This is a genomic window from Enterobacter cloacae complex sp. FDA-CDC-AR_0164 (assembly GCF_003071645.1).
In the GTDB taxonomy this organism is placed as follows: Bacteria; Pseudomonadota; Gammaproteobacteria; order Enterobacterales; family Enterobacteriaceae; genus Enterobacter; species Enterobacter ludwigii.
The window spans coordinates 1,109,204-1,126,716 of sequence record NZ_CP028950.1; the positions used below are offsets into that span (position 1 = coordinate 1,109,204).

A 17,513-nucleotide genomic window follows, 5' to 3' on the forward strand; every position below is an offset into this window, starting at 1 on the left:
TAGAAATTACTCATCATCATATTGAGGACCGGCGTAGTTGTCGAAACGCGACCACTGTCCGTTAAAGGTCAGACGTACCGTACCAATAGGGCCGTTACGTTGTTTACCAATAATAATTTCGGCGATCCCTTTCAGGTCGCTGTTCTCGTGATAAACCTCATCACGGTAGATGAACATGATTAAGTCGGCATCCTGCTCGATGGAGCCCGATTCACGCAGGTCGGAGTTGACCGGGCGCTTATCAGCACGTTGTTCAAGGGAGCGGTTAAGCTGCGACAGCGCCACCACGGGCACATGCAACTCTTTGGCTAACGCCTTGAGCGAGCGGGAAATCTCCGCGATTTCCAGCGTACGGTTGTCGGACAGCGACGGCACGCGCATCAGCTGAAGGTAGTCAATCATGATAAGGCCAATGCCGCCATGTTCACGGGCGATACGGCGCGCACGGGAGCGCACTTCCGTCGGCGTCAGGCCGGAGGAGTCATCGATATAAATATTCCGTTTTTCCAGCAGGATACCCATGGTGCCGGAGATACGCGCCCAGTCCTCATCGTCGAGCTGGCCGGTACGGATACGGGTCTGATCCACGCGCGACAGCGACGCCAGAGAACGCATCATGATCTGTTCTGATGGCATCTCAAGACTGAAGATAAGAACCGGCTTGTCCTGCAACATCGCCGCATTTTCGACGAGGTTCATCGCAAATGTCGTTTTACCCATGGAGGGACGCGCCGCGACGATAATCAAATCCGACGGCTGCAGACCCGCGGTTTTCTTATTGAGATCGTCATAGCCGGTGTTCACGCCGGTGACACCGTCGTGCGGCTGCTGGAACAGTTGCTCAATACGCGCGACGGTAGCATCAAGCACATCAGCGATATTTTTCGGGCCTTCGTCTTTATTTGCCCGGCTTTCCGCGATTTTAAAGACGCGGGACTCGGCGAGATCAAGCAGGTCTTCGCTGGTACGCCCCTGCGGATCAAAACCGGCTTCGGCGATCTCATTCGCCACCGAGATCATCTCACGAACAACCGCACGTTCGCGCACAATATCGGCATAAGCGCTGATATTCGCCGCACTTGGTGTGTTTTTTGACAGTTCCGCCAGGTAAGCAAACCCACCCACGCTGTCCAGTTGCCCCTGACGCTCCAGCGATTCCGCGAGCGTGATAAGGTCAATCGGGCTGCCCGACTCCTGCAGACGTGCCATTTCGGTAAAGATATGACGGTGCGGACGGGTATAGAAATCCTCGGACACCACGCGCTCGGCGACGTCGTCCCAGCGTTCGTTATCCAGCATTAAACCGCCCAACACCGACTGTTCCGCTTCAATCGAGTGCGGCGGGACTTTTAATCCTGCGACCTGGAAATCACGCTCGCGAGGTTCAGTCTGTTTGTTGAAGGGTTTGTTTCCTGCCATAGTGAATGGAGTTACCGAGATAAAGAGTGGGTCGAAAGATTACCATATTTTTCTGACGGAGGGAGCATGGCAACGCGCATTGAATTCCAGAAACATGGTGGGCCTGAAGTGTTAAACGCGGTGGAGTTTACCCCCGCAGCGCCTGGTGAAAACGAAGTTCAGGTTGAAAACAAAGCCATCGGCATTAACTACATCGACACCTATATTCGCGGCGGTCTCTATCCGCCTCCCTCCATGCCAAGCGGACTGGGAACGGAAGCGGCAGGCGTCGTGCTCAAAGTGGGCAGCGCCGTTAAGCATATTAAAGAGGGCGATCGCGTGGTGTACGCGCAATCCGCGCTGGGTGCCTACAGCTCCGTGCACAACGTGCCGGCCGATAAAGCCGCCCTTCTGCCAAATGCCATCTCGTTTGAACAAGCGGCCGCCTCATTCCTGAAAGGGCTCACGGTCTATTATCTGCTGCGCAAAACCTATGAGATCAAACCTGACGAGCAGTTCCTGTTTCATGCCGCGGCGGGCGGCGTGGGGCTGATCGCCTGTCAGTGGGCCAAAGCGCTCGGTGCAAAACTTATCGGTACGGTGGGCAGTGCACAAAAAGCCCAGCGCGCGCTTCAGGCCGGCGCCTGGCAGGTGATTAACTACCGTGAAGAGAGCATTGCTGAGCGCCTCAAAGAGATAACCAACGGCAAAAAGGTGCGCGTGGTTTATGACTCGGTGGGTAAAGATACCTGGGAGGCGTCGCTGGATTGTCTGCAGCGTCGCGGGCTGATGGTGAGCTTTGGCAACGCCTCGGGCGCTGTGACCGGCATTAATCTTGGCATTCTCAACCAGAAAGGGTCGCTGTATGTGACTCGCCCTTCCCTGCAGGGGTATATCACTAACCGGGAAGAGCTGATCGAGGCCAGCAACGAGCTCTTTTCGCTGATCGCCAGCGGCGTGATTAAAGTGGATGTGGCGGAGGCGCAGAAATACGCGCTAACCGATGCCAGGCGAGCACATGAGGTGCTGGAGAGCAGAGCGACACAGGGTTCAAGTCTGTTAATTCCCTGACCCCTAAAAAGAAATTGGGCTTCCCGTGGGAAGCCCTTTCTTTTTTTAGTTCGGCTGTATGTAGGGTACAGCTCGATGAATTCTTTAGCGGCAGTCATAGTGACAGATTCGATAAGTAAATCCTATTCTGTTCTAAGCAATGCTGCTGGAAAAGTTGCAGGTATGTGACGAACACCTCAATACCTTAGTAACGAAAACGGTTATTGCGCTGATAAGTGGGCAGTTTTGGTGATTTAATCGCCCGTATTACCCACACCACGGCAATGGCCAGCAGCAGCCACGGCAGGAGCTTCAGCGTCAGGGCAAATAATCCCCCGATAAACATGACCACCGTCGCCACGACGATAGCCGCCAGAATCCCGAGCAGGGAAATCCCCGTCATCATCAGCATGACAAAAAAGCCAATCACAAAAAGTAGTTCTAACATGGTGCTCTCCCACGCGTTCCCGAATGATACCGCGATCATTACAAGAATCATGCCAACCATAACCCGCTGTTCTTAAAGCAAAACGCCCCGCACGGGTGTGCGAGGCGTGGTGAATTTGACGATCTTTTAGCGAAAATTATCGCTTATCAGCGACCAGACGTAGCGCGTGTTCCAGCACCTCGATGTCTGCACCGGCTTTATGCGCGTTCTCGCTAAGGTAGCGACGCCACTGGCGTGCTCCCGGGATCCCCTGGAACAGGCCCAGCATATGACGGGTGATATGACCAAGATACGTCCCGTTACTCAGCTCACGCTCAATGTAGGGATACATGGCGCGTACCACGGCCACCGGGTCGGTATCTGCGCCTTCAACGCCAAAGATTTCCCTGTCGACCGTCGCCAGAATGCCTGGATTTTGATACGCCTCGCGCCCGACCATTACGCCATCCATATGCTCCAGGTGTGTTTTGGCCTCTTCCAGCGATTTAATGCCGCCGTTGATCGACATCGTGAGCTGCGGGAAGTCACGTTTTAGCTGGTACACGCGCGGGTAGTCCAGCGGCGGGATTTCACGGTTCTCTTTCGGGCTAAGTCCGGAGAGCCAGGCTTTACGCGCATGGATGATAAACATCTCGCACTCGCCTTTCCCGGAGACCGTATTGATAAAATCGCAGAGAAATTCGTAGCTGTCCTGGTCGTCAATGCCGATACGGGTCTTGACCGTCACCGGAATGGAAACCACATCGCGCATCGCCTTGATGCAGTCTGCCACCAGGGATGCATTGCCCATCAGACACGCGCCGAACATGCCGTTCTGCACACGATCGGACGGACAGCCAACGTTAAGGTTAATCTCGTCATAGCCGCGCGCTTCTGCAAGCTTCGCACACTGCGCCAGCGCAGCGGGATCGCTACCGCCAAGCTGCAGCGCAACCGGATGCTCTTCTTCGCTGTAGGCCAGATAGTCGCCCTTTCCGTGAATAATTGCTCCGGTGGTCACCATTTCGGTGTACAGCAGCGTATGGCGGGAGAGCTGACGCAGGAAGTAGCGACAGTGTCTGTCCGTCCAGTCGAGCATCGGCGCAATGGAGAAACGGTGTGCAGGGAAAGCAGTCTGTAATTCTGACGACATGGCGAAGTTTTAAGCATCTGGTGAAAAGGGGGCGCTACTATAGCATAAAGAAAAGCCGGAGGCGCAGCGCCTCCGGTGCACTTTAGAAGGTCATGCTCAGCTGGGCGCCTGCGCCCCAGGTCTCGTCTTCACCGTACAGGCCCATCAGGTCGACATGGACCGTGTTAAACGGTGCAAAACCGACACCGCCAGTAAAGACATTGCTGTCGTTACCTTTCATGTCAGCACGGAAACCCGCACGCACCGCCAGCCAGTTCAGCGGCGTCACTTCGGCGCCTACGCCAACATACTGAGAAGTGTCTTCGCTTTTGAAGCCTTTGGTTTCCGTCAGATCGCCATCGGCGGTTAACGTCACCAGATCGTTATGCCAGGCGGCACCCGCGGTAACCAGAGGGCGGATCTGGTAGGTGTCTTTATAGCTCACCACCTCACCCGTGCGCCCGTTGCGGATGCGAATGTCTTTGGTGTCGATATCGCGTGACATCAGGTTTTGTCCGCTCACGCCGACCGTCCAGTGCTCACCAAAATCGGCCGCGATACCGGCATCAACGTTAAAGCCGGTGTCGTCAGTACGGTAGCGGCTGTCGTTCCACTTGTTGCTGTCATAATCGTAAATGGAGGTGGTGTAGTTATAGACCCAGGTCTTTTGCAGTTTTGGAGTCACGCCAACAGACACCGGAACACCGCCAAGCTCGAACTGACGCGCCACCGCGATACCATAGTCGGAGACAATTGCCGCCCGGCCAGACGCCGTTGAGTTGAGGTTTTTCGTGATTTGATCGGTGCCGTTCAGCGCAGCGTCCAGTGCAACGCCGGCAGCCACCGCATCGCTGCGTTGAATACCGCGCAGGTAATCAATATCTTGCTGATCAATAGAAGAACTGACGCGTCCGTGGGCATAGCCTTTAGCCATAAAGGCCACGGAAAGGACATCGTTAGGAATACTGACGGCTATCCCCGCACCCGCCGTGGCGCGTGCCGTTTTGCCCTTGAGATAATCCAGCTCATCGGCGAGATCTTTCGCCGCGCCCTGGAACTGGTTGATGGAACCTAACGGGTTGGTAATGATCTCAATCGGTGTAAGGTTATCAACCACGTCTTTGTAATGGTTGATTTTATCGTTGATGGTATCAATCTCATCCTGAAGATTGTCTTCATCGGTCACCTGCACGCCAGCGGACGGTAAAATGACCGTCACATCGTCGTCCGGTTTCGCCTTCGCCAGTAGCGCAGGGTTGATTAACGCCCCGCTGCCATAGTTTCCGGCCGCGACACCCGTGCCCCCCATGGCGTCGCTACGTGATTCTGTCCAGGTATTGGCTGCTCCCGCCTGATTTGCCATAAACAAGGAGACAGCGATGCTAACCACCGAAAATTTAAAATGTTTTTTCACAGTATGCTCGTCTTATAGTCTGTTATTAAATAACCCCTGTCTGTTATCTCCCAAACAGGAACGAACTATTGCTGTGAATAAGTGCAAAAAGACCCGCTATTTCCTTAAGTTAAATTCCCGCCAGGCCTGTTGTTATTTGTGACGGCCCTCAATATTTATAGAAGAGGAAATTATTTTTTCCCAGGTTTTCCATCGTGCGGTCCGAAAAACTGAGGAGGGTGGTCTACCCAGCGATCTTCGCGCGTGGCGGCGTACTCCGGATTAAGCGGGTAATAGATACGGTTATGCTTCTTGTTGGCCTCACCGACCACCAGAAGCCGTACCTCTTCGCCGGTGTTGTTGATGAAGGTATGACAGACCCCGGTTCCGGCGGGAAAGCCCACGCTGTCGCCAGGTTCAAGTTTCCATAAATATCCGTTAATCCAGGCTTCAGGGTAGCCTTCAAGCACGTAGATAAACTCTTCTTCGTCGCTTTCAGCATGTGGATAAGAGGTCCGTCGGCCTGGCGGTAAACGCTCATGGTGTATACCAATGCGTCCAAGACCGAGCTTACGCGCCAGCGGTGCGCCAATGGAAAAACGTTCACTACTGTCGGGATAGGTTGAGTCATCTGCGCCTTCTATGTCGCGCCAGTGTCGAATACAGTCAGGTCTTTTCATCGTTTATTCCCCGGATTGCGTTGCGTCAGGTATAGCACAGCCTGGCGGATCTCGGTGTTTTTAGCAGAACATGATAAAGTGGGGGTTTTCCAGCCTATAACATCCGGGGTGCTAAATGGATAAGTCCACAAAAGAGCTGTTAGCGCAGGCAGAAAAGCTGTGCGTGCAACGCAATGTGCGCCTGACTCCGCAGCGCCTTGAAGTATTACGTTTGATGAGCCTGCAGCAGGGCGCGATCAGCGCGTACGATCTGCTTGATCTGCTGCGCGAAAGCGAGCCACAGGCTAAACCGCCAACGGTGTACCGCGCGCTGGATTTCCTGCTGGAACAGGGCTTTGTGCATAAAGTTGAATCGACAAACAGCTATGTGCTGTGCCATCTGTTCGATCAGCCAACCCATACGTCGGCCATGTTTATCTGCGATCGCTGCGGCAGCGTGAAGGAAGAAGGTGCGGAAGGCGTTGAAGATATTATGCATACGCTGGCAGCCAAAATGGGCTTTGCGTTGCGTCATAACGTGATTGAAGCGCACGGCCTGTGCTCAGCCTGCGTAGAGGTAGAAGCCTGTCGTCACCAGGATGAGTGCCAGCACGACCATTCGGTACTGGTGAAGAAAAAGCCGCGTTAACGGCAAAAGAAAAGGCGGCCCGAAGCCGCCCTCAGGGGGAGTAAAGGATTACCAGCGATAATCGTTACGGGTTTCCCAGTCTTTCACTTCGTTTTCAGCACGATCTTTCTCGTAGCCGTAACGTTCCTGAATTTTACCCACCAGCTGATCGCGTTTACCTTCGATGATGGTCATATCATCATCCGTCAGCTTACCCCACTGTTCTTTCGCTTTACCTTTGAACTGCTTCCAGTTGCCGCCGATTTCGTCTTTATTCATAATCGTGTCCTCGTGTTAAGCGTCTGTAGGTTTCGTCCGCTTCGTTCTTTTCTGCTGGACGTGATTATTATTGTAGTTAAGGATCCGGCAGTTGTTTTTATATTCGGAATCTTTAACCGTCACGATATATCGTGGCGGGAAGGCAGCCAGGTGTTATTTCGCCAGTGACGATGCCAGATAAAGGCCAGCGATAGACCACGTAACGCGAGGAAAACCGCCAGAGCCAGCCACAAACCGTGGTTGCCCAGATACGGCAGCGTCAGCAACGTCAGACCAAATCCCGCCGCAGCGACCGCCATGCTATTGCGCATCTCCGCACCTCGCGTCGCGCCAATAAACATGCCGTCCAGCAGATAACACCACACGCCCACCACCGGTAAGATTGCCTGCCAGAAGAGATAGTGACTCGCCAGTTCGCGCAGCGATGGGAGGGAGGTGAGTAAAGCAACGATCTGTTCACCCAGACAGGCGTAAATGAGTGCAAACACCAGCGCCACCAGGCCTGACTGACGACAGGCGGCCCGCCACACCTCGCGGAGCTGGCCGCTTTCGCGTGCACCATACGCTTGTCCGGAATGGGCTTCAACGGCATAGGCAAAGCCATCCAGCGCATACGCGGTAAAGGTGAGCAGCGTCATCAGGACCGCATTAACCGCGACGATCTCCGGCCCAAGTCGCGCCCCAAAGACCGTCAGCGCGCCAAAGCAGAGCTGAAGCAGTAACGAGCGCAGCATAATGTCGCGGTTAAGCGCCAGCAGCGTGCGGATATTACCGCGCCACGCGGTTTTGAGCATCGCAAGCGAGATACCGCGCAGGGCCAGCACGCGCCAGACCATCCACAGGCCGATGAAAAAGGTACCGTATTCTGCAATTGCCGTCGCCAGCGCGGCGCCCTGCACGTTCATATGCAGACCCATCACCAGCCAGACATCAAGCACGATGTTGAGAAGATTGCCTGCCACCAGCAGAATGACTGGCGCACGGGCATACTGCACGCCGAGTAACCAGCCAAGCAGAACCAGGTTCGCCAGTGATGCAGGCGCGCTGAGCCAGCGAATTTCAAGGAAGCGCCGCGCCTGCTCAAGTACCGCCTCGCTACCGCCAACGACATGCAGCGCCAGATCAATCAGTGGCGTGCGCAACACCACGATCAGCGCACCCGCGCCCAGGGCAAGGATCAAGGGTTGTACCAGCGCACGCGCCAGACGCAACGGATCTTTTGCGCCGTACGCCTGAGCCGTAAGCCCGGTGGTACTCATACGCAAAAAGAGCAGCAGCATGAAAAGGAAGCTGGTTGCCGTCGCGCCGATCGCGACGCCGCCCAGATAAACGGGGGAATCCAGATGACCAATAACAGCCGTGTCTACCAGTCCCAGCAGAGGGACGGTGATATTGGAAAAAATCATTGGCAGTGCAAGACGCCACAATGCCTTATCTGATGTCGTCAGCAGTGACATGAAAAATACCGGCAGTGGAGATTGAATCAGGCTACGGCAGGTCCGTAGCCTGTTATGACATGATTACAGCCATTCACCGTTGCGGATAACCCCAACAGCCAGCCCTTCAATAGAGAAGTTATGTTCGCGGAGATCCACCACAATCGGGGAGAACTCGTTGTTTTCAGGCAGTAACTGGACGGTGTTACCCTGCTTTTTCAGACGCTTAACGGTAACTTCATCGTCAATACGCGCGACCACAACTTGCCCGTTGCGCACGTCCTGGGTTTTATGAACTGCGAGCAGATCGCCGTCCAGAATACCGATATCTTTCATCGACATGCCGCTGACGCGCAGCAGGAAATCTGCGCTCGGTTTAAACATGCCTGGGTCAACCTGGTAGTGACCTTCAATATGCTGTTGTGCCAGCAAAGGTTCACCTGCCGCGACACGGCCCACCAGCGGAATGCCTGTCTCTTCTTCCACCAGCAGACGGATGCCACGTGAAGCGCCCGATACAATCTCAATGACGCCTTTACGCGCCAGCGCTTTCAGGTGTTCTTCGGCAGCATTCGGAGAACGGAAACCCAGACGCTGAGCGATCTCCGCACGCGTGGGTGGCATACCCGTCTGGCCGATATGATCCCGGATGAGATCAAACACCTCTTGCTGCCTGGTCGTTAACGCTTTCATTCCGCCCCCTGGGTGTATATACAGTTATGCTGTGAGTATATACAGTCAAAGGCGATTTTGGAACCAAAAACTGCACAAAAAACCAGGGACTTAATTATTTCTCGAGGCTTACCGGAAATGTGACCAAAGCAGCGTGACCCAGGTGATGACCGCAGTGATAATCGCCAGCAATACGGCAGCGGACCCCATGTCTTTCGCCCGGCCGGAGAGCTCATGGAAATCAGAGCCGATACGGTCCACCACGGCCTCAATAGCGCTATTGAGAATTTCCACTATCATCACCAACAGCACGGAGCCGATCAACAAAACGCGGGTAATCGCATCAACATCAAGGAAACAGGCGATAATCACCGCGATGATAGCGGCGACGCCCTCCTGGCGAAACGCGGCTTCATTGACCCACGCGGCACGGAAACCTTTCCATGAATAGCCGGCGGCTTTGATGATTCGGGTTAACCCAGTGGTATTATTGGCCATTAAAAGAACCTTTTAATTAAAATAGCGTCAGTAACCGTAGGCGCAGCGTGTTTCGCTGCTGCCTGAAGTATGACGGGTAACAACAGAAATTTTGCGCGCTTTCTGTTATCCTTGCGCCGCAATTGCATTATTAACCAGAGGCTTTACATCGTTTATGTCCGGCTGGCCACGAATTTACTACAAATTACTTAATTTACCATTAAGCGTCCTGGTAAAAAGCAAGTCTATCCCAGCGGAACCCGCGCTGGAATTGGGGCTCGATACGTCACGCCCAATTATGTACGTTTTGCCTTATAACTCGAAGGCAGACCTACTGACGCTTCGCGCCCAGTGTCTGGCGCATGATTTACCTGACCCGCTTGAACCCCTCGAAGTCGACGGCACTCTGCTGCCGCGCTATGTGTTCATTCACGGCGGGCCGCGCGTGTTTACCTATTACACGCCAAAGGAAGAGTCCATCAAGCTTTTCCACGACTATCTCGACCTGCACCGCAGCAATCCGAGTCTGGATGTGCAGATGGTGCCGGTATCGGTGATGTTTGGTCGTCGCCCGGGCAGAGAGAAAGGTGAAGAGAACCCACCGCTGCGCATGCTTAACGGCATTCAGAAATTCTTCGCGGTCTCCTGGCTGGGACGTGACAGCTTCGTGCGTTTCTCCCCGTCCGTTTCGCTGCGCCGTATGGCGGACGAACACGGCACCGACAAGATTATCGCGCAGAAACTGGCGCGCGTGGCGCGTATGCACTTCGCCCGTCAGCGTCTGGCTGCCGTCGGCCCGCGTCTTCCTGCACGTCAGGACCTGTTCAACAAGCTGCTGGCCTCCAAAGCGATTGCCAGGGCCGTTGAAGACGAAGCGCGCAGCAAAAAGATTTCCCATGAGAAAGCACAGCAGAACGCTATTGCGCTGATGGAAGAGATTGCCGCGAACTTCTCTTACGAGATGATTCGTCTTTCCGATCGTATCCTGGGCTTTACGTGGAACCGCCTCTATCAGGGCATCAACGTTCATAACGCCGAGCGCGTACGCCAGCTGGCCCATGATGGCCATGAGATTGTCTATGTCCCCTGCCACCGCAGCCACATGGACTATCTGCTCCTCTCCTATGTGCTCTATCACCAGGGTCTGGTACCGCCGCACATCGCTGCCGGCATTAACCTGAACTTCTGGCCAGCCGGCCCGATTTTCCGCCGCCTGGGGGCGTTCTTTATCCGTCGTACCTTTAAGGGCAACAAGCTCTACTCCACCGTATTCCGTGAATATCTTGGCGAGCTGTTCAGCCGCGGTTATTCCGTTGAATACTTCGTGGAAGGGGGTCGCTCCCGTACCGGTCGTCTGCTCGATCCTAAAACCGGCACACTGTCGATGACCATTCAGGCGATGCTGCGCGGGGGAACCCGCCCGATCACGCTGGTACCCATCTACATTGGCTACGAGCACGTGATGGAAGTGGGCACCTACGCCAAAGAGCTGCGCGGTGCGACCAAAGAGAAAGAGAGCCTGCCGCAGATGCTGCGCGGCCTGAGCAAGTTACGCAACCTTGGCCAGGGCTACGTCAACTTTGGCGAGCCGATGCCGCTGATGACCTACCTGAACAACCATGTTCCGGAGTGGCGCGAGTCTATCGATCCTATCGAAGCGATTCGCCCGGCCTGGCTGACGCCTACGGTCAACAGCATCGCCTCTGAACTGATGGTGCGTATTAACAACGCCGGTGCGGCAAACGCCATGAACCTGTGCTGTACGGCGCTTCTGGCCTCTCGTCAGCGTTCACTGACCCGTGAACAGCTTACGGAGCAGCTGGATTGCTATCTGGATATGATGCGCAACGTGCCGTACTCGGTGGATTCGACCGTACCGGTAAGCACGGCAAGCGAGCTTATCGAGCATGCCCTGCAGATGAACAAGTTTGAAGTCGAAAAGGACACCATCGGCGACATCATCATTCTCCCGCGCGAGCAGGCGGTGCTGATGACTTACTATCGCAACAACATCGCGCATATGCTGATGCTGCCCTCGCTCATGGCGGCCATCATCACCCAGCATCGTCGCATCTCGCGTCAGGAGCTGTTGCGTCATGTTGAAACGCTCTATCCAATGCTGAAAGCGGAGCTGTTCCTGCGCTGGGACAAGGACGAACTGGCGACTGAGCTGAATAAACTGACCGAAGAGCTGCGTCGTCAGGGGCTGATTACCGTCACGAACGACGAGCTGCATATCAATCCGTCACGGTCCCGTACCCTGCAACTGCTGGCGGCGGGCGCGCGCGAAACGCTGCAGCGCTACGCCATCACCTTCTGGTTGCTGAGCGCGAATCCGTCCATTAACCGCGGTACGCTCGAGAAAGAGAGCCGGACGCTGGCACAGCGCTTGTCTGTTCTGCACGGGATTAACGCCCCGGAATTCTTCGACAAAGCGGTCTTCAGCTCTCTGGTGCTGACGCTGCGTGATGAAGGGTTTATCAGTGATACGGGCGATGCCGAGCCGGAAGAGACGCTGAAGGTGTACCAGATGCTGGCCGAACTGATCACGTCTGATGTGCGTTTAACGATTGAAAGTGCGACGCAAGGCGAGTGAAGCGTGCAGCGGTCTGATGACCTGCGATGAAAACAAAAACGGCAGCCTTCTGGCTGCCGTTTTTTTTACGAAAAGTAGCTCATCGCCAGCCCTAAAAACAGCACCAGACCGACATAGTTGTTATTCATAAACGCCTTGAAGCAGGCTTCACGCTCCCGTTTCGCAATCAGCTTCTGCTGGTAGACAAACAGCATTCCCGCCACCAGCACGGCCCAGTAAAACGCCCAGTTGAGCCCGTTCAGGTAACCCATCGTCACCATCAACGCCAGCACCGCAACCTGCAGGATACCGATGATCAGCTTGTCATGACGTCCGAAGAGGATCGCCGTCGATTTAATGCCAATCTTCAGGTCATCGTCGCGGTCTACCATCGCGTATTGCGTGTCGTATGCCACGGCCCAGAGAATGTTCGCCAGGAACATCAGCCAGCAGCTTAACGGGACGGACTCACTCACCGCCGCAAACGCCATCGGGATCGACCAGCCAAACGCCGCGCCCAGCACCACCTGAGGCAGGTGGGTGTAGCGCTTCATGAACGGATAAACCCAGGCCAGAGCCAGGGCCGCGACTGAAAGCAGAATGGTCATGGTGTTCAGGGTTAACACCAGCAGGAAAGAGAGCAGCACCAGTACGATAAACAGCGTACGGGCCTCTTTTTCGGTCACTTGCCCGCTGGGCAACGGACGATGGGCCGTACGTTTTACGTGCCCGTCGAATTTACGATCCGCATAGTCATTGACCACGCAGCCCGCCGCACGCATCAGCCAGACGCCTGCAATGAACACCCCCAGGATCCACAGCGGCGGTACCCCTGGTGTTGCTACCCATAGCGCCCAAAGGGTCGGCCACAGCAGCAGCAGCGCGCCGATGGGTTTATCTGTACGCATCAAGCGGTGATAAGCCAACAGCTTATTCTGCGTCAGGCTCCACTCCATTTTTTCTTCCTCTTAGTACAACGGCGATGCCGGTAAAAAAAGCTCCGTCAGTATTAACGGCTTACCGCTCAGGCGAAGGCGGGAACGACGCCCCCACAGTTCGGCATCGCGACCAATCTCAATAAAATCCCGGGTAAGCTCGGATGACGTGAAAAGATAACGCCCCAGCGGCGTATTCCCCAGCCGTTGTAGCGCCAGCTCTGGCCCGGAAAGGGTGGACTCGGGAACGACCGTTCGTCCGGCAAGCCATGGCTCACCGTCTGCACAGAGTAAAATTTCGCGCAGCCAGTAGCGTTCTTCCTGCGGCAACAGGGGCAGCTCAGAGGCGATCTCAGCGCAAGAGACAAACCCTTCCTGAACCAGGGTCACCGTAACGGTTTTGCCCTGCTGCTCGAAACGTTTAGTCATGGAATCTTCCAGCAGCAGCCAGTCCAGTTGCTCCGGGTCAAGCGCAGGTATTTGGTCGAAATAGCGCAGCGCACGCAGTTGCGTTAGCGCGGGGTGTGACATGCCAGACTCTCCGATACATAACGTAATGGCATTGTATCGCAGAAAAGCGGATTGAGGGGGGCCAAACGTTATTTAACGATCACGATCGCAACAAGAGCGCAACAGCCCGTGTGACACCAAAAAAAGTGCGCCCACTCAGGCGCACTAAACTACTAACAAATCAGCACTGTGGGGAAACGGTTACCCCTTGCCTTTTACACTGCTGATAAAGGTGGAACGGGCAGTGGTTGAACCTAAACGTTCGGCTTCATCAAGCAGTTTCAGCGCTTTGTCGACATCGCCGCGCTTCACCGCCTGCTTAATGGCGTTATTGAAGTATTCTTCGGTGTCGTTCAGTACCGGCTCGGCTTTCTTCGCCGGAGCTGGGGCTGCGGTTGCAGCCGGAGCGGCCGCCGTAGCAACGGGTGCGGCATACACAGGCGCAGCAGTGTTCCCCACCGTGACCGGGCCTGTACCGGATGAACCAAACAGAGGGCCAACCAGTACGCTGGAAGCACTGTTTGTTGAGACTTTCAGCTTCAGCAACCCGTCGGTGACATGACGCGCTAACGGATCCGGGATATCCGGAACAGAGTTACCGGTTCCTTTGGCATAGGCTTTTGCCGGATCGGTGAGCTTAGTGGTCTGCTGCAAATCTTTGTCCGTGGTGAAGACCAGGACATAAATCTTCTGCTGTCCCAGAGCAGGCGTCAGGCGCATTTTGCCTTCGAGGCGGTCAGCGCTCATGACGCCAGGTTCCTGGTAACCAAAATAGTCGCTCGGGAAGAAGGCGGATGGCGTCAGATTTTGGTCCAGAATCAGGACGTTAGGTGCAAATACGCTGGTCTGCTTGCTTACTTCGCTGGTCAGCGTCAGGGTCAGCTCACCAATATTGGCCGGGACGCTGAAAGCGGCAACCGGACCGGCAATCCCCGGCACGTTAAGCTGTTGGCCTGCCGCAGAAAGTTGGGTTGACTGGGTTTTGGATTGGTCAACCGGCATCCAGGTCAATTGCTGGAGCGCCGCCGCCGGGATGGCAGGCGCAGCGCTGGTATTTTGTGGCACGAAATTGACATCTGCGAAGGTGATCGCCGGAACACAGGCCAGCAGCCCCGCAGAGAGGCACAGCGCGACGAGACTTTTCTTCATTTTCATTGTTATTACCTCTGATAGCGTGAGCACTGCGGTGGCCAGGCAATAGCGCGCAGCACCCTAAGGATAGAGGGGCTTACGCCCCTCTTTTTAGGTCATTACGTCAGGTCTACCGAATTACCACCAGATTTCCATCTGGGCACCGAAGGTCCACTCGTCGGAGTCGCCACGGCTGAAGGTTTTCGCGGAAGTGTCGCTATACGCTACGCCAGAGGTGTAACCTGCGCCTGAGTCGTTGTTCGCATAGCCCCATTTCTCATCCCACTTCGCGTAGGTTGCGAAGACACGGATAGCCGGGCGAGACCAGATGCTGTCGCCTGCCTGCCATTGCTGTGCCAGGGTGATTTTGTATTGGCTGTTTTTCTCGTCAGTTTTCTGAGACTTAACGTTGTCGTAGCCCACTTCAAGCAGGGTGCTCATGATTGGCGTCCATTTGAACATTGGACGCACGCCGACAGTCCACCACTCTGTACCATTGTTGTTGTCACGATCGATATTCTGGTACATACCGACGTACATCAGGTCCCAACGGTCTGCCAGGGTGATTGCACCGTGGTCCAGCACACGCCACATGGAACCGTCGTTATCAATGCTACCGCCCTGCGGAATACCTTTGCCGTTAGAGGTCATGGAGTCCGTACCGTACTGCAGCACGAACTTGTTGAAGCCTTTCAACATGCTCTGGGTGTGTTCAGCGGTGAACAGCCAGCCATCTTTAGAGGCGCCAGGCTGCAGATAGTAGTCGTCAGGAATGTTGGTGTGACCATAGTCAACACCCAGTTCCAGTGTACCACCCGGGTTGGTTTCCAGGCCGGCCAGACGGACGTCGAAGACATCGTTTGGTACTACGTTGTCATAAATACGATCGCCGTTCGCATCACGATCGGCGAAGGTTGCAGAACCGCCGGACTCAGAAGAACGGGTCGCGGCCAGAGACAGTTTACCGAAGCCCAGATCGATGTTTTCGATACCCGCACCAGGACCAGAGATATCCCAGTAGTAGAAGTCGATCATGTGGACGTCATGACGCTGATAGAAACGCTTACCGGCCCAGATGGTGGAGCCTGGCAGCCATTCAATCAGGTTTTTACCCTGCACGTTTGCTTCACGGAAGGCCGGGCTGGTGGATTCCCAGTCATTCTGCTGAGAAACGGAATACGCAACGTTAGTGTCGAAATAGAAGCTCTTATCGCCCTCTTTCCACACTTCCTGACCCAGTTTCAGTTCGGCGTAGGTTTCACATTCGTTACCGAGACGGTATTTACTTTGTGCACCGGTTGCCTGGAAACATTGTTGTTCACCGCCACTCCCGGTCCAGCCAATGCCAGAACGAGCATAACCTTTAAAGTCCACGGCACCCGCGTGTGCAGACAAAATGCCTGCCGTCACGGCGATTGCCAGAGGAAGTTTGCGCAGAGTAATCATCATTCTATCTCCTGAGATCATTGCTTTTCTTTGTAATTGGAATGCTTAAACGCCTGGCTCTTTGTGCAACCGACGACATGCGGTGCCATCCTCACGGAACAGATGGCAACGCTCTGGCGGCAAACCGATAGCGAATGTGGCACCCTCTTCTACCAACACCACGTCATTCTGGCGGTAGACCAGGTTCTGACGGATGGCGGGGATCTGGATATGAATCTGTGTTTCGTGACCAAGTTGTTCGACGACCTGAACGTCACCTTCCAGCGTCACATCGGCGATGTGGCTCGGCAGTAAATGCTCAGGACGAATACCGAGGGACATATTGGCCCCCACCTGTACGTTGGCGCTGTCGACCGGCAGCCACACTTGCTGACGGTTTGGCAGCTCCACCTGTACCTGTTCAATGGCTGTCGCGGTCACTTTGACGGGCAGGAAGTTCATCTTTGGCGAGCCAATAAAGCCCGCAACAAAGCGGTCTGCCGGGTAGTGATAAAGCTCCAGCGGTTTACCCACCTGCGCCACGCGACCGGCGTCCAGCACCACAATTTTGTCGGCCAGCGTCATCGCTTCGACCTGATCGTGGGTGACGTAAATCATCGTGCGGCCAAGACGTTTGTGCAGACGGGAGATTTCGATACGCATCTGGACGCGCAGGGCGGCATCCAGGTTAGAAAGCGGTTCATCGAGCAGGAACACACGCGGTTCGGCGACCAGCGTACGGCCAATTGCCACACGCTGACGCTGACCACCGGAGAGGGCTTTTGGTTTACGCTCAAGCAGGTGTGCCAGCTGTAACACTTCCGCCACCTGCGTGACGCGCTGGTTAATCACCTCTTTTTTCGCGCCCGCCAGCTTCAGACCGAAGGACATGTTCTCGGCTACGGAAAGGTGGGGATAGAGTGCATAAGACTGGAAAACCATGCCGACGCCACGTTCGGCAGGCGGAATGTCATTCATTCGGGTATCACCAATCAGCAAATCGCCGCTGGTGATGGTTTCAAGACCGGCAATCATACGCAGCAGAGTTGATTTACCGCAGCCAGATGGGCCGACAAATACCACGAATTCACCTTCGTGGATGTCCAGATTGATGTCTTTCGACACCACAACGTCACCCCAGGCTTTCGTTACATTACGCAGCTGTACGCTCGCCATGCCCTTCTCCCTTCGTTACAACCTGTCACCGACAGAAACATTCAAGATAAGTTCACTATGGGGTATCCATTACTTTCGTGAATCCTCCACCCCCCGGCTTTTTTATGGGGGAGGAGGCGGGAGGATGAGAGAGCAGGCTCTGCGACCGCCGCTGGAGGGCTGAGGCGAAATTCGTGAAGCCACCTGCAAAATTCACTGTGTTTTTATGTG

At 55.0% G+C, this 17,513-nt stretch carries 17 protein-coding genes; 3 read left to right on the plus strand and 14 right to left on the minus strand.

The genetic code is table 11. The annotated features are described in order from the left end of the window. Positions 1 to 6 precede the first annotated feature (6 nt). The gene (gene dnaB / locus AM410_RS05430; protein WP_008503375.1) at positions 7 to 1,419 is read right to left on the minus strand and encodes a replicative DNA helicase; all 1,413 of its coding nucleotides are present in this window, start codon (positions 1,417 to 1,419) and stop codon (positions 7 to 9) included. A gap of 66 nt (positions 1,420 to 1,485) precedes the next feature. Between dnaB and AM410_RS05435 the strand changes: the two genes are divergently transcribed. Continuing rightward, on the plus strand, positions 1,486 to 2,469 hold the full coding sequence (locus tag AM410_RS05435) for a quinone oxidoreductase (RefSeq protein ID WP_014168211.1): 984 nt from the start codon (positions 1,486 to 1,488) through the stop codon (positions 2,467 to 2,469). 184 nt (positions 2,470 to 2,653) lie between these two features. Here AM410_RS05435 and pspG read toward each other — a convergent pair whose 3' ends face one another. The 4 genes from pspG to AM410_RS05455 form a co-directional block, all read right to left on the minus strand. Next, positions 2,654 to 2,896, minus strand: a complete 243-nt coding sequence (gene pspG, locus AM410_RS05440) for an envelope stress response protein PspG (RefSeq protein ID WP_020882842.1) — start codon at positions 2,894 to 2,896, stop codon at positions 2,654 to 2,656. A gap of 136 nt (positions 2,897 to 3,032) precedes the next feature. Further along, positions 3,033 to 4,028 (minus strand): tRNA dihydrouridine(20/20a) synthase DusA, encoded by a 996-nt coding sequence (gene dusA / locus AM410_RS05445; RefSeq protein WP_014168209.1) that lies wholly within the window; start codon positions 4,026 to 4,028, stop codon positions 3,033 to 3,035. Between the two features lie 82 nt (positions 4,029 to 4,110). Beyond that, complete coding sequence (gene traF, locus AM410_RS05450) at positions 4,111 to 5,370, minus strand: conjugal transfer protein TraF (protein WP_153853120.1); 1,260 nt, start codon at positions 5,368 to 5,370, stop codon at positions 4,111 to 4,113. Positions 5,371 to 5,591: 221 nt separating this feature from the next. Beyond that, positions 5,592 to 6,080 carry a cupin domain-containing protein gene (locus tag AM410_RS05455; RefSeq protein WP_020882843.1) on the minus strand — a complete coding sequence of 163 codons (489 nt, stop codon included), beginning with the start codon at positions 6,078 to 6,080 and terminating at the stop codon, positions 5,592 to 5,594. Positions 6,081 to 6,195: 115 nt separating this feature from the next. Between AM410_RS05455 and zur the strand changes: the two genes are divergently transcribed. After that, entirely contained in the window at positions 6,196 to 6,708 is a 513-nt protein-coding gene (gene zur, locus AM410_RS05460) for a zinc uptake transcriptional repressor Zur (protein ID WP_014168206.1), read from the plus strand. 48 nt (positions 6,709 to 6,756) lie between these two features. Here the strand turns inward: zur and AM410_RS05465 are convergent, their stop codons facing one another. The 4 genes from AM410_RS05465 to AM410_RS05480 form a co-directional block, all read right to left on the minus strand. Continuing rightward, a complete protein-coding gene (locus AM410_RS05465; protein ID WP_014168205.1) occupies positions 6,757 to 6,966 on the minus strand; it encodes a CsbD family protein in 210 nt (69 codons plus the stop codon). Between the two features lie 119 nt (positions 6,967 to 7,085). After that, positions 7,086 to 8,423: an MATE family efflux transporter DinF gene (gene dinF / locus AM410_RS05470; protein WP_063925901.1), complete on the minus strand. Its 1,338-nt coding sequence runs from the start codon at positions 8,421 to 8,423 to the stop codon at positions 7,086 to 7,088. A 63-nt stretch (positions 8,424 to 8,486) separates the two neighbouring features. Continuing rightward, a complete protein-coding gene (gene lexA, locus AM410_RS05475; protein ID WP_014168203.1) occupies positions 8,487 to 9,095 on the minus strand; it encodes a transcriptional repressor LexA in 609 nt (202 codons plus the stop codon). Between the two features lie 108 nt (positions 9,096 to 9,203). Continuing rightward, positions 9,204 to 9,572, minus strand: a complete 369-nt coding sequence (locus tag AM410_RS05480) for a diacylglycerol kinase (RefSeq protein ID WP_014168202.1) — start codon at positions 9,570 to 9,572, stop codon at positions 9,204 to 9,206. A gap of 154 nt (positions 9,573 to 9,726) precedes the next feature. Between AM410_RS05480 and plsB the strand changes: the two genes are divergently transcribed. Beyond that, positions 9,727 to 12,147 carry a glycerol-3-phosphate 1-O-acyltransferase PlsB gene (gene plsB, locus AM410_RS05485; RefSeq protein ID WP_073397730.1) on the plus strand — a complete coding sequence of 807 codons (2,421 nt, stop codon included), beginning with the start codon at positions 9,727 to 9,729 and terminating at the stop codon, positions 12,145 to 12,147. 65 nt (positions 12,148 to 12,212) lie between these two features. Here the strand turns inward: plsB and ubiA are convergent, their stop codons facing one another. The 5 genes from ubiA to malK all read right to left on the minus strand — a co-directional run bounded on the left by ubiA (position 12,213) and on the right by malK (position 17,303). Then, positions 12,213 to 13,082 (minus strand): 4-hydroxybenzoate octaprenyltransferase, encoded by an 870-nt coding sequence (gene ubiA / locus AM410_RS05490; RefSeq protein ID WP_025206398.1) that lies wholly within the window; start codon positions 13,080 to 13,082, stop codon positions 12,213 to 12,215. 12 nt (positions 13,083 to 13,094) lie between these two features. Continuing rightward, positions 13,095 to 13,592 carry a chorismate lyase gene (gene ubiC, locus AM410_RS05495; RefSeq protein ID WP_014168199.1) on the minus strand — a complete coding sequence of 166 codons (498 nt, stop codon included), beginning with the start codon at positions 13,590 to 13,592 and terminating at the stop codon, positions 13,095 to 13,097. Between the two features lie 180 nt (positions 13,593 to 13,772). After that, positions 13,773 to 14,726 (minus strand): maltose operon protein MalM, encoded by a 954-nt coding sequence (gene malM, locus AM410_RS05500; RefSeq protein ID WP_073397732.1) that lies wholly within the window; start codon positions 14,724 to 14,726, stop codon positions 13,773 to 13,775. A 114-nt stretch (positions 14,727 to 14,840) separates the two neighbouring features. Further along, entirely contained in the window at positions 14,841 to 16,151 is a 1,311-nt protein-coding gene (locus tag AM410_RS05505; protein WP_020882848.1) for a maltoporin, read from the minus strand. A gap of 42 nt (positions 16,152 to 16,193) precedes the next feature. Beyond that, positions 16,194 to 17,303, minus strand: a complete 1,110-nt coding sequence (malK, locus tag AM410_RS05510) for a maltose/maltodextrin ABC transporter ATP-binding protein MalK (protein WP_014168196.1) — start codon at positions 17,301 to 17,303, stop codon at positions 16,194 to 16,196. Positions 17,304 to 17,513: the final 210 nt, after the last annotated feature.